9 protein-coding genes, 1 tRNA gene and 2 pseudogenes are annotated in these 13,475 nt (G+C 46.9%); all 12 read right to left on the bottom strand.

Annotation, left to right across the window (positions count from 1 at the left end):
- Window positions 1–19: 19 nt before the first annotated feature.
- Window positions 20–997: a 6-phosphofructokinase gene (pfkA, locus tag DXA20_RS07915; RefSeq protein WP_022305663.1), complete on the bottom strand. Its 978-nt coding sequence runs from the start codon at window positions 995–997 to the stop codon at window positions 20–22.
- 155 nt (window positions 998–1,152) lie between these two features.
- Entirely contained in the window at window positions 1,153–4,611 is a 3,459-nt protein-coding gene (locus tag DXA20_RS07910) for a DNA polymerase III subunit alpha (RefSeq protein WP_118559913.1), read from the bottom strand.
- 71 nt (window positions 4,612–4,682) lie between these two features.
- Window positions 4,683–4,943 carry an HPr family phosphocarrier protein gene (locus tag DXA20_RS07905; protein WP_022305665.1) on the bottom strand — a complete coding sequence of 87 codons (261 nt, stop codon included), beginning with the start codon at window positions 4,941–4,943 and terminating at the stop codon, window positions 4,683–4,685.
- 31 nt (window positions 4,944–4,974) lie between these two features.
- The gene (gene whiA / locus DXA20_RS07900; protein WP_118559957.1) at window positions 4,975–5,925 is read right to left on the bottom strand and encodes a DNA-binding protein WhiA; all 951 of its coding nucleotides are present in this window, start codon (window positions 5,923–5,925) and stop codon (window positions 4,975–4,977) included.
- 27 nt (window positions 5,926–5,952) lie between these two features.
- On the bottom strand, window positions 5,953–6,822 hold the full coding sequence (gene rapZ / locus DXA20_RS07895; protein ID WP_022305667.1) for an RNase adapter RapZ: 870 nt from the start codon (window positions 6,820–6,822) through the stop codon (window positions 5,953–5,955).
- Between the two features lie 120 nt (window positions 6,823–6,942).
- On the bottom strand, window positions 6,943–7,860 hold the full coding sequence (gene murB, locus DXA20_RS07890) for a UDP-N-acetylmuramate dehydrogenase (protein ID WP_118559911.1): 918 nt from the start codon (window positions 7,858–7,860) through the stop codon (window positions 6,943–6,945).
- A gap of 153 nt (window positions 7,861–8,013) precedes the next feature.
- A tRNA-Arg gene (locus DXA20_RS07885) sits at window positions 8,014–8,087 on the bottom strand.
- A 112-nt stretch (window positions 8,088–8,199) separates the two neighbouring features.
- A complete protein-coding gene (locus DXA20_RS07880; protein ID WP_118559909.1) occupies window positions 8,200–9,678 on the bottom strand; it encodes a chromate transporter in 1,479 nt (492 codons plus the stop codon).
- Window positions 9,679–9,746: 68 nt separating this feature from the next.
- Window positions 9,747–10,541 (bottom strand): 3'(2'),5'-bisphosphate nucleotidase CysQ, encoded by a 795-nt coding sequence (gene cysQ, locus DXA20_RS07875; RefSeq protein WP_118559907.1) that lies wholly within the window; start codon window positions 10,539–10,541, stop codon window positions 9,747–9,749.
- Between the two features lie 203 nt (window positions 10,542–10,744).
- Window positions 10,745–11,199 (bottom strand): annotated as a pseudogene (gene cysC / locus DXA20_RS18375) (adenylyl-sulfate kinase); the annotation flags it as partial.
- Between the two features lie 144 nt (window positions 11,200–11,343).
- Window positions 11,344–12,570: pseudogene (locus DXA20_RS07870) on the bottom strand (sulfate adenylyltransferase subunit 1); the annotation flags it as partial.
- A gap of 1 nt (window position 12,571) precedes the next feature.
- The gene (cysD, locus tag DXA20_RS07865) at window positions 12,572–13,471 is read right to left on the bottom strand and encodes a sulfate adenylyltransferase subunit CysD (protein ID WP_243100575.1); all 900 of its coding nucleotides are present in this window, start codon (window positions 13,469–13,471) and stop codon (window positions 12,572–12,574) included.
- Window positions 13,472–13,475: the final 4 nt, after the last annotated feature.

Below are 13,475 nucleotides of genomic sequence, written 5' to 3'. Positions count from 1 at the left end.
TACCTTCCTTTCCTCTACTTTAATACGTGGTCAGCTTTCTGGTGATATGGAACAGATATGGATCCAGTCCCTTCTCCATCGCCAGTGCTGCCTGAATATCATAATCTACAAACTCTCCGTTCGTATAACCTACGACACGGTTTGTCTTACCCTCACAGAGAAGCTCCACTGCCTTTGCACCCATTGCAGATGCATATACACGATCCTTACAGGTTGGATTACCGCCACGCTGGATATGACCCAGGACGGTTGCTCGTGTCTCAACACCTGTAGCTGCCTCAATGATCTTTGCCATCTCATAGGAATTGCCAACACCCTCGGCATTAACAATTACATGATTCTTCTTGCCAATCTTGTGGCGCTGCTGTATCTTCTCAATAATCTTCTGTATATTTCCATCATATTCCTCTGTCGTCAGAATATACTCTGCACCGCTGGCAATACCTGTCCACAGTGCGATGTGTCCTGCGGTACGTCCCATAACCTCCACAATACTGCAGCGTTCATGTGACTCTGAGGTATCACGGAGCTTGTCCATCGCCTCCATCGCAGTGTTGATCGCCGTATCAAAACCAATGGTATACTCGGTACATGCGATATCCAGATCGATCGTTCCCGGAACGCCGACGGTGTTGATGCCTAACTCAGCAAGCTTGCTGGCTCCCTGAAAGGATCCGTCTCCACCGATTACAACGATGCCGTCAATCCCGTGCTTGCGGCAGATCTCTGCTGCCTTCTCCTGATACTCCTTTTCACGGAACTCCTTACAGCGTGCGGTATAAAGAATCGTACCGCCAAGCTGAATGATATTGGATACGGACAGCGTATCCATCTCCACGATTTCCTCATCCAGAAGACCCGCATATCCTCTCTTGATTCCCATTACCTTTACGCCGTTTGCAATACCGGTACGCACAACTGCGCGAATGGCTGCATTCATTCCGGGCGCATCCCCACCACTTGTCAATACACCAATCGTCTTTACTGCACTACTCATCTTGTCCTCCGTTTCACATAACCGGAAATGCATCTCCAGAATAATATGATCTGCATTCCCTTTTATTTTATCTTTAACGAATCATTTCCAACCTATTCATCGTACCCTCTATTGTACGTCATTCTCGTTTTTTTTTCAAGCAGAAACCAATGATCCTACAACTTTCTCTCCTTCAATGCACTTTCCACAAAATCTTCCAGTACATTTTCGCGGATGACCTGTCTTGCGTTGACATTGCGTCCCGGCGGAAGCTTCTTCATCTGCCTCTCCTCCTCCAGATAAACAATGATCTGATCCGTTCCGTCATATGGAGATAATTTCTCATATAGCTGTGGTTCCTTCTGTTCAAAATCTTCTTTATTTTTAAAACGAAGCCACAGCTCGCATGGAATCATGGAAAATGGAATGATATCCCTTGCAATGATCTTGCCGTCACGGTCGCCGCCCATGTCAGCGCGTCCTCTGATAAACACCTTGGTATCTTCCTGACACAGCTCCTTTTTCTTGCTGTAAATGTCAGGGAACATCAAAACCTCTACAGCACCGTACATATCCTCCAGCGTCAGATATGCCATCAGCTTATTGGTCTTTGTCGTCTTGACGGTTCTTGCCGTGATCATTCCACCGATCACAACATTTTGCTGATGTTCGATCCTCTCCGGCTCCTGACCGGTTTCCTCCTCGCTCTGCCGTACGAAATCCCTGGAGGTACAGGTGGAATTCTGCCGGATCAGAGAAACATATTCCTCAAGCGGATGACCGCTGATATAGATGCCAAGCACTTCCTTCTCATAAGCAAGAAGGTCTTCCTTTTCAAACTCCTCAAGATTCGGGTACGTCACCTCATTTGCATGCTCCAGATCTTCATCTCCCATATCAAACAAAGACAGCTGACCGGACATCGAATCCTTTTTCTCACGATTCACACTGCTTAACATGCTCTGGTAAACCTGAAGCTTCTGTCTCCGGTTGCCCTCCATGCCATCAAATGCACCTGCCTTAATAAAACTTTCCAGACTGCTCTTATTGACCTCCTTGCTGGTCAGACGCTTCATGAAATCCTGCATGGAGCTGAACGGACCACCACGCTCACGCTCCTGCACAATATTGTTGATCACGCCGGAGCCAATTCCCTTGATTGCCGAAAGCGCATAGCGTATTTTACCGTTGGATACAGAAAAATAACTGTAGCCTTCATTGACATCCGGCGGCAGGATCTCAATTTCCATCCGCCGGCACTCCATCACATACTCGACAATCTTTCCTGTATTTTCCTTAACGGAGGTCAGCAAAGATGCCATAAACTCTACCGGATGATAGCATTTCAACCATGCTGTCTGGAAAGTGACCATTCCATATGCAGCCGCATGGGATTTATTAAATGCGTATGCGGCAAAGCTGATCATTTCATCATAGATCTTATTAGCAACTTCCTCCGGAATGCCATTGGCGATACATCCCTTTACGCCCTCTTCCTCATTACCGTACACAAAGTTCTGGCGTTCCGCCTCCATGACCGTTGCTTTCTTTTTGGACATGGCTCGACGCACCAGATCACTTCGTCCATAACTGTAGCCGGCGAGACTACGGACAATCTCCATAACCTGCTCCTGATAAACGATGCAGCCGTAGGTGGTTGCCAGGATCGGCTCAAGCTGCGGACAGTCATAATGAATGCTCTCCCGGTTGCTTCTTCCCTCCAGATACTGCGGAATAAAGTCCATCGGACCCGGACGGTACAGGGAGATACCGGCGACAATTTCCGCCATGCTTTCCGGCTGCAGCTCCTTCATGAACTGCTTCATCCCGGAGCTCTCAAGCTGGAAGATTCCCTCGGTGCGTCCGCTCGAGATCAGCTTCCATACATTCTCATCCTCCAGATCCAGATGCAGCATATCCTCATCGCTCATGCCACACATTCCGGCAGCATTCTGCACAACCGTCAGCGTACGAAGACCAAGGAAATCCATTTTCAGAAGACCAAGCTCCTCCAACGTTGTCATCGTGTACTGCGTTGTGACATTGCCCTCTGAGCCCTTGGATAACGGTACAAAATGATCCACCGGCTCCGGTGCGATCACAACACCTGCCGCATGGATCGAGGTATGCCTCGGAAGCCCCTCCAGCTTCTGGGCCATGTCGAGCAGATACTTTGTCTGCTCATCCGTCTCATAGAGCTGACGAAGATCCGGTATATTTGCAATTGCCTTAGCGATCGTAATATCCTTCTCCATCGGAATAGACTTGGCGATCGTATCCACATAGGAATACGGCATATCAAGAACCCTGCCGACATCACGGATCACTCCTCTTGCCGCCATCGTACCAAAGGTGACAATCTGCGCCACATGATCTCTGCCGTATTTGCGGGTTACATAATCGATGACCTCCTGCCGTCTCTCATAACAAAAATCCACGTCGATATCGGGCATGGTCACACGCTCCGGGTTTAAGAAACGCTCAAACAGGAGATCAAACGCCAGCGGATCGATATTCGTGATCTCCAGACTGTATGCCACAATACTTCCGGCAGCAGAGCCACGTCCCGGTCCTACCACGATTCCCTGCTCTCGCGAATAGTGGATGAAATCCCACACGATCAGGAAATAATCCACAAATCCCATATTCTTAATGGTATTTAACTCGTAATCCAATCTCTCCTGAATCTCCGGGGTCACATCCTCATAGCGCCGCTTGATTCCTTCATAACAAAGATGCTTCAAATACTCCCATGATGTGTATCCCTCCGGCACATCAAATTTCGGCAGCTTATATTTTCCAAATTCAATCTCTACATGACAGCGCCCGGCGATCTTTCCGGTATTCTCCACCGCCTGCAGCGCATATGGGAAAAGCGCCCTCATCTCCTCCTCGGATTTAAGGTAAAACTGACCACCCTCGTATCTCATACGATCCTCGTCCTGTACCTTATGCTGTGTCTGGATACAAAGCAAAATATCATGCGGCTCCGCATCCTCGGCACGGATATAATGCACATCGTTAGTCGCAACAAGCTCCAACCCCGTCTCCTGACTCATGCGCAAAAGCCCCTGATTAACGATCTTCTGCGCATCAATACCATGATCCTGAAGCTCAAGATAGAAATGATCCGGTCCGAAGATCTCCGACAGACGCAGTGCTTCCTTCTTGGCTTCCTCATAAAAGCCCTGACGCAGATTCGACGCAACAACGCCCGCTAGACAGGCACTAAGTGCAATGATGCCCTCATGATATTTCTCGAGCACCTCCGCATCCACTCGCGGCTTATAATAAAACCCCTCCGTAAACCCGATAGAGACAATCTTCATCAGATTGGCATACCCAAGATCATTCTCTGCCAGAAGCACCAGATGGTTATATCGATCCTCCCCCCGGACATTCTCCCGATCAAAGCGCGACCCCGGTGCCACATAAACCTCACAGCCGATCACCGGATTGATTCCTTCCTTTTTCGCCGCCCGGTAGAAATCAATCACCCCATACATATTGCCATGGTCGGTAATGGCGATATTCTCCATGCCAAGTTCCTTCGCCCGGCTCATCAGCTCGCCGATCTTACAGGAGCCATCTAACAGAGAATACTCTGTATGCAGATGCAAGTGTGCAAATCCCATAATCCCAAATCCTTCCTTATAAAGCCAAAAAGCCGTCTGATACAAGATCAAACGCTTATTATGTTCTACAATTATGCCTGTGATGTGCTCAGATACTTAACAATGTCGTCCATCGCATTCTGCTCGTCATCTCCATTGGCAGAAACAACAACTTCCTCACCTGCTGCGAGTCCGAGTGTCATCATTCCCATGATACTCTTGGCATTGACCTTCTTGTCCTCTACCTCAACATAAATGCTGCTGGAATACTGGCTTGCTACCTGAACAAGAACAGCAACCGGTCTTGCCTCCAGACCACTCTGAATCTGAATTTTAATTTTTTTTGTAATCATGGTTACATTTCCTCCTTTTTGAACAAAAACATTAATTTTGCTCCCTCAATTCATCTGCAATATTTCCCAATTTGCGCAGCCGGTGATTGACTCCCGATTTCCCGATCGGTGGCTGAAGCATCTCTCCCAGCTCCTGTAACGAAGCATCCGGATATTCCAGACGCAGCTCTGCCGTTTCCCGCAATCCCTTTGCAAGCTTTCGTAACCCCATATTACATTCTATATACCTGATATCCTCAATCTGCTTCGCCGCTGCAGCAACGGTTTTCCCAATATTCGCCGTCTCGCAGTTGACCTGACGATTCACAGAGTTGCGAACCTCCTTCACAATCCGTATATTTTCAAAGTCCATCAGCGCCACATGTGCCTCCACGACATTCAAAAAATCAACGATCTGTGATCCTTCCTTTATGTATACCACAAAATACCTTTTCCGTTTGACGATCTTGGCTTCCAATTCAAAAAACGCCAGAATCTCCTTAATAAAAGAAGCAAACCCCTCCGAGAGAACTGCAAACTCAAGATGGTATGCTTTCTCCGGATCCGACAATGAACCGGCAGACAGAAACGCCCCCCTCAAAAAGGCACGCTTACAACAGGCATTTTGAATGAGACGATGCTGCTGTCCCAGACAATCCCCTGTAACTACTCCCTGTTCATTCATCAATTTCAATGCTTTCAGTATAGATATAATCGCCTGCTGCCCGGTGACATCAATATAATACTCCCGAACCTCACCGTGAATATTATGGTTTCTGACACGAACATCAACCGGATTATGAAATACACTAACTAATAACATATAAGATTTTCGAGCGACTGTCAAGTTTTCTGTCCGTATTTCCAGATATTCGCCCCCATCATCTCGGCGGCGTATCCTTCCATTCAGATCAAACAGCGCTGCAAGCTCAGCAATCTGACAATGTCTTGCTGCCGGAAGCTGTTTTAAAAGCTCCTGCTTTACCTTGCCGGAAAATGACATATCCTTTCTCATTTCAGCAAACCCTTCTCACTTTCCCTGCTTCCTGTCCTTCTCGATATCACGGTGCTCCACCTTAATACTGTACGGAAGCTGCTTCATGTGCTTTGCCAATGCATTGACGATCGTCACGGAGCGGTGCTTTCCTCCGGTACAGCCAATGCTGATAACAAGCTGATTCTTGCCCTCGAGAATATAATTTGGGATCAAAAATTCCACCATCTCAAAAAGCTGCTTTTCAAAGGTAACCGCCTGTGGCGACGACATGACGTAATCATACACTGGACGGTCATTGCCTGTCTGTGGCTTAAGATCCGGTATATAATATGGATTCGGCAGGAATCGCACATCAAACACAAGATCGGAATCCTCCGGAATGCCATATTTGAAGCCAAACGACAGGATTGTCACAAAAAAGCTCTCGTATTCTTCCTTGCCAAGGAATATCTTATCAATCTCCTGCTTGAGATCGCGCACCAGCATATGACTGGTATCTAAAATATAATCCGCTCTCTTCTTGAGCGGCGCAAGCTCTTCTCTCTCCGCCTCGATCGCCTTGTCCACACGCCCCTGCAGTGCCAGCGGATGGTTACGTCTCGTCTCCTTATACCGCTTGATCAACACGGAGCTGTCTGCTTCCAGAAACAGGATTTCATAACGGATCCCTGCTATAAGCATCTCATCCAGTGTATCATCCAGCTCTGAAAGCCCCTGCTGATTACGGATATCAATACCGATCGCCACCTTGTCCAGACTGTTCTCCTCAAGCATCATTCCCGTCATACGCGGGATCAGACGAACCGGAAGATTGTCCACACAAAAGTACCCCATATCCTCTAACATTTTCATTACGGAATTTCTACCGGCACCGGACATTCCCGTCACTATCACAAATCGCATCGTTATCCTTCTCTTTCCCAATCTGTATCCGGTTCGCCGGCTCACACCTGTTCCGGTACAAATCTGATCGTATTATACTTATTCCACGGATTACTCTCCGCCTTTGACCCCTGCATCATATTATCCAAGTCTCTTTACTTCAAGCTCCAGTTCTACTCCAAACTGCTCATAGACGGCTTTCTGCACATGTTCGATCACCTGCATCGCGTCATGGCAGGTTCCCTTTCCGACATTCACCACAAAGCCGCTGTGCTTCTCGGAAACCATGACATCACCGCAACGGTAGCCTTTCAATCCGGCATCCTGGATCAGCTTTCCGGCAAAATAGCCCTCCGGTCTTTTAAATGTACTTCCCGCACTTCCGTACTCCAACGGCTGCTTTTCTCTTCGCTGTGCATTGAGTTCACGCATCTTCTCCTGAATCTGCTCTGTATCGCCATCCTTAAAAGCAAAATCGGCAGACAGCACGATCAGCTCCTGTTCCTGGATCACGCTATGGCGGTATGAAAGATCCAACTCCTGCGCAGAGAGTTCTCTGATCTGTCCTTCCATATCCATCACCCGGACAGACACGATCACGTCCTTGATCTCCCCTCCATAGGCACCTGCATTCATCGTTACTGCACCACCGAGCGTCCCGGGAATCCCACCTGCAAATTCAAATCCTGTCAACCCCTTTCCGGCCGCCTGCATCGCTGCTTTGGAAAGAAGTACGCCACTTCCGGCTTTCATGAGCGTCTTACCGTCCGATGTCTTTTCTTCTACAAAGGAAATTTCATCGAAGCCCCGCAGAGAGATCATAACACCACGGTAGCCCTCATCTGCCACCAGAAGATTACTGCCATTGCCAAGAATAAAAAACGGAGTATCTGTCCGCCGGCATGCACAGACAAGGCCGGCAAGTGTCTGCTCATCTCCGGTCTCCACATAATAGTCTGCCGGTCCGCCGATACGGAATGTTGTATGTGATGACATCGGCTCATCCCTGTGAACATGCTCTGCCCCGGCAATCTCCTGTAATTTTTCATATTGAATCATATTTTCATTCCTTCCATCCAGATCACTGCAAACAAAAAGCTTTTGACTTCCATATTATCATGCCGGAGTCAAAAAGCATTATACAATATCAAAACAACAAGTTCTTTACATTGAAAAAATCCTGCTGCGAATACCCGCTGCAAGGATTCATAGCGTGCGCGAGAAGATTCGAACTCCCGGCCTTCTGATCCGTAGTCAGACGCTCTATCCAGCTGAGCTACGCGCACAAATTATCTCTCGTACTTCACATCTCTGTTCCGTACTTGAGATATTATATATTAGCTTTTCAAAAAATGCAAGCCCTTTTTTTAATTTTTTTTATTTATTTTTCTTACAGGCTTAAAACAAAAGGATTGCCATGTTACCAAGAACGAGTGTTGCCACGATGGAACACAGGATCAACATACCGTTTTTCTTGCGGAGAACATACAGCAGGATCAGGTTCATCCCATAGATCAGCGCAGAGATACCGAGAGCGATCCATGCCGGGCAGCCAAGCTTTGCCCCGGTACTGATATTCTGTGAGAAAAGGGACAGCATAACTGTCAGCAGGGTACCTGCAATGATCGGACGGATCCAGCGGCTCAGCAGCCGGAATACGCTAAGCGATTCAAAGCATTCATAAATATGGGATACCAGACAGAATACTCCGCCGGACGCCATAACACTGCATGCAAATCCGGCCAGTGCCACAAGGCAGCCTGCCGGAATGCTTCCGCTGCTCATCTCAAAGCCCAGCAGATAACCGATGCCGGACAAGGTCTTACACAAAATAGATCCCGGAAGAAGATTGACTAACGGTACCAGATGACCATAAAAGTCAGCCTTCTCAACAATTCCGGAATTGACAAACATACCGTCCGCAACAGACAGATACGCATCACCGCCTCCAAAGGAAAGGATGGAGGAAAGAAAGCCCTGTCCCAGAAATTCCAGAACATGTCCACCATATAACAGTGCCGGTACAGAAAGCACCGCAAAAAACAGGATCCATGCCATCTCCTCCTGAAGCATCCTTTTCGGAGAAATTTTCTTTTTCTGTCCATCATCCAAAATGCTGCGAACCAGTCCCCAGACTGCCAGAATCACCATCACTGCCCGAAGTCCGTTATAAATATAAGTCTCATACGGCAGATCAAAGCTTAGACATGCAATATATCCCAGGATCAGCACACCGGAAACTGTCAGATTCTTCCGGGTAAACTTGCAGTGTGTGTACAAAATACCAAACATCGACACGCCGAGCACCTGCAACGTTGACAGATGTACGATCGGCGTTCCTTCGAATCCCAGGATTCCATACACTGCTTTCCCGCAGGTCAGCAAAAATACGCCCACCAGGATTACAACCGCACGCTTCCAGCGCCCCTTACTCTCTGCCCGTGCCTCTGCCAGAGTCTTTCTGGAATATTCGGTAAGCAGACATGCAATAAATGCGGAGATACCTATCGAGAGGATCTCTATCTGTGTCAGTACATTTGAATGAAGACGTGACATTGCGACAAGCATTGCCACCGTGATCAGTGCTCCCGGAAATGCAAGCATCAGTGCAGATACTATCATTCCGCCGACACCATATGCCCGCTTGCCAAGTCCGGTGGAAATCTCCATCGGCAGCGCTCCGGGTGTGATGCTTGCCACTAATACATCCTTATTAAACTCTTCCTCCGTGACAAGCTTCCTCTCCTCAACCACTTCTTTTTCGATAACCGGAATCAGAGCACTTCCGCCGCCAAAACCGATAAATCCGATTTTTAAAAGCGCAAGCATCATACCAAATTCACTCTTAAAATCTTTTTTGTTTTTTTCAGTTTTCATGGTATCTCTTCCTCCGTTTCGTTTTGTATTCCATATAGGCTTTGTACCTTAAATATCTCTTGATAAGCTTACTTTGCGTCAAGCTCCAGCTTATTCTTCATGGAGTTGATAATGTAAAAGCCCTTTGCATTCAGACTGTCCTCACGGTTGTAAAGCATCGGGGTATCATCCATCTGACGAAAGACAGCTCCGGCTTCCTCCACGATACACTGCATCGCTGCCGTATCCCACTCCATCGTCGGATAAACGTAATACACCTCCGCATCGCCTTTTGCCACAACACAGCCCTTTAAGGAGCTTCCCATCTTCACAAAATTACTGATCTGATACTTCTCCAAAAGCTGATCCATCTGCTCACAGCCATGGGAGCTGCTCATCACCATACGCAGCTCTTTCATATCCGTACAGTCGGATACCTGAAGCTTCTCCCCCTTTTTATCCTTCGTGTCAAGAAATGCGCCCTGACCCTGTGCCGCATAATATAGCTCACCTGTCACAGGTACATAGATCACACCCATAATGGAATGATGCCGGTAAGACAGTGCAATATTAACCGTAAACTGACCATTTCTCTTGATAAACTCCTTGGTTCCGTCCAATGGATCTACCACGAAGCAGTAATCGTTCTCCAGGCGGGACAGATCATCCTTCTCCTCCTCGGAAAGGATTGCATAGTCCGGAAATGCTTTCTTAAGCGCATCCACAATAATACGGTTTGATGCCTTGTCCGCTGCTGTAAGCGGCATATCTCCATCCTTATAAGTAATCTGCATATCCTCGGCATTCTCATAAACATCCATGATTGCATAACCTGCCTGTACCGCAGCTTCCTTTGCCACAGCAAGCTCTTTTTCCAAATCCATATATTTATCCTCCGTTTATATCATTTTCAATATGATTCATTATAAAATATATTATTTATCATATATATTCTTAACTACAAAGAGGTTTGGCTGCCGGAACAGCCAAACCCTCTTTTATCGTTTTCATACTAATCATACTGCATTACTATGAATATTGCAACCTGTTTTTAATTTTTATCGTCGATCCATTAAAATCCCCCGGATTACAGATACTTCTTCAGCTCTTCCATCAGGTAATCTACAGATTCCTCAACCGTCATACCGGTTGTATCAATCGTGATCTCCGGATTCTCCGGTGCCTCATAAGGACTGGAAATACCTGAGAAGTTTGGAATCTCACCGCTGCGGGCTCTCTTATAAAGACCCTTGACATCTCTTCTCTCACACTCCTCAAGAGGTGTGCTGATGTAGATCTCGATGAAATTGTCATTACCGATGATATCTCTTGCACTGCGGCGGTCACTTGCAAATGGGGAAATAAAGGATGTCAGTGTGATCAATCCGGCATCATTCATCAGTTGGCAACCTCAGCCACACGACGGATGTTCTCGATACGATCCTGCTCCTTGAAACCAAGGTTCTTGTTCAGTCCCATACGAACATTATCTCCATCCAGAAGCATTGTATGCTTGCCCTGTGCAAAGAGTCTCTTCTCTACCTCATTGATCAGAGTAGACTTTCCGGCTCCGGACAGACCTGTCATCCAGATTGTCTTCGGCTCCTGTCCCTTCTGCTGTGCACGAAGATCTCTTGTGATGTCCATATTATGCCATGTCAGGTTGTCATCACGGCGAAGCGGATGCTCAACGACACCACATGCAGATGTCATATTGGTGATACGATCGATCAGAACGAAACCGCCAAGTTCCTTATGATGCTTGAACTCATCGAATACGATCGTGTCAGAGCAGGCAATGTCACAGCAGGCAATCTCGTTCTTATAGAGCTTATCTGTCTGAACATGGGTACCTTCATTGACATCAACCTTATACTTGATATTCATAACAACAGCAGGCACCATCTTGGTTCCAAGCTTCAGGAAATAGTTCTTTCCTGCTACAAGCTTATTATCATCCATCCACAGAAGAGTGGATGTAAACATCTTATTGGTATGCAGATTCACATCCTTACAGAGCATACAGCCTCTGGATACATCGATCTCTGTATCAAGCTGGATCGTTACTGCCTGACCCTTGGAGGCATTATCAACCTCCTTATTTGTATTAAGGATGCTCTTTACCTGAGCTGTCTCACCACTTGGCAGAGAGGTAATCTCATCTCCGACGTGAATCTCGCCAACCTCAACCTGTCCCTGAAAACCACGGAAAGTGCGGTCCGGACGGCTTACACGCTGTACCGGCATAACGAAACCTGTCTCGTCGGAATGATCGGTAACATCGATCGTCTCCAGATAATTCTGAAGAGTACCACCCTTGTACCAAGGTGTCTTTGCAGACTCTGTCGTAATATTATCACCAACTGTTGCAGATACCGGAATAATATGCATTGTCTCGAAATCATACTCTCCGGTCATGATCTTGATCTGCTTTACAATATTCTTAAACTCATTCTCATCGTAATCAATAAGATCCATCTTATTGACCGCATAAACAACATGCTTGATACCCATCAGTGCGCAGATACGTGTATGGCGTCTTGTCTGAACCAGAACGCCCTTGGAAGCGTCCACAAGGATAACCGCCAGATCTGCGAAGGATGCACCAACCGCCATGTTACGGGTATACTCCTCATGACCCGGTGTATCTGCTACGATAAAGCTTCTCTTTTCTGTCGTAAAATAACGATATGCAACATCGATCGTGATTCCCTGCTCACGCTCTGCCATCAGTCCGTCAAGCAGTAAGGAGTAATCAATTGCACCACCGGTACTTCCCACTTTACTATCAAGCTCCAATGCCTTTTCCTGATCCGCGAAGATCAGCTTAGCATCATAAAGCATATGTCCGATCAGTGTGGACTTTCCGTCATCTACACTACCACATGTAATAAATTTCAGTAAACTCTGCATCTTAGAAATACCCCTCTCTCTTTCTTCTTTCCATGCTGCCTGCCGCCTCATTATCAATAACACGGCTGGTTCTCTCGGAAGATACTGCACTCAATGTCTCCTCAATGATCTCATCCAGTGTCTCTGCATCAGATTCTACACCACCGGTCAGCGGATAACATCCTAATGTACGGAAACGAACCTTCTTCATAACCGGCTTCTCGCCTTCCTTCAGACGCATTCTGTCGTCGTCCACCATAATGATGTTGCCATCACGATAAACAACCGGACGCTCCTTGGCAAAATAAAGGGATGGAATCTCGATATTCTCCTGACGGATATACTGCCAGATGTCCTTCTCTGTCCAGTTGGAAAGAGGAAATACTCGCACCTCTTCACCCTTGAACAGCTTTGTATTGTATAACTTCCACATCTCCGGACGCTGGTTCTTCGGATCCCATGCATGTGCGGAATTACGGAATGAGAAGATACGCTCCTTGGCACGGGATTTCTCTTCATCACGTCTGCCACCACCGAATGCTGCTGTAAATTCATACTTGTCCAGTGCCTGCTTCAGTGCCTGCGTCTTCATGATATCTGTATATGCAGAACCATGATCAAATGGATTAATTCCCTGCTTTACACCTTCCTGATTGGTATATACAATCATATCCAATCCGTATTTCTTTGCCATTTTATCACGGAACTCGATCATTTCGTGGAATTTCCATGTGGTATCCACATGAAGAAATGGGAAAGGCGGCTTCTCCGGATAAAATGCCTTCAATGCAAGATGAAGCATTACCGAACTATCCTTTCCAATCGAATACAACATAACCGGCTTTTCACACTCAGCTACAACTTCACGCATAATGTAAATCGCCTCAGCCTCCAGCTCTTCCAAATGTGATAATTGATTCATTGTT

Origin of the sequence: Roseburia sp. AM59-24XD, assembly GCF_003478445.1 — a bacterium.
Lineage (GTDB): Bacteria > Bacillota > Clostridia > Lachnospirales > Lachnospiraceae > Jutongia.
This window is presented reverse-complemented; position numbering and strand designations above follow the sequence as displayed.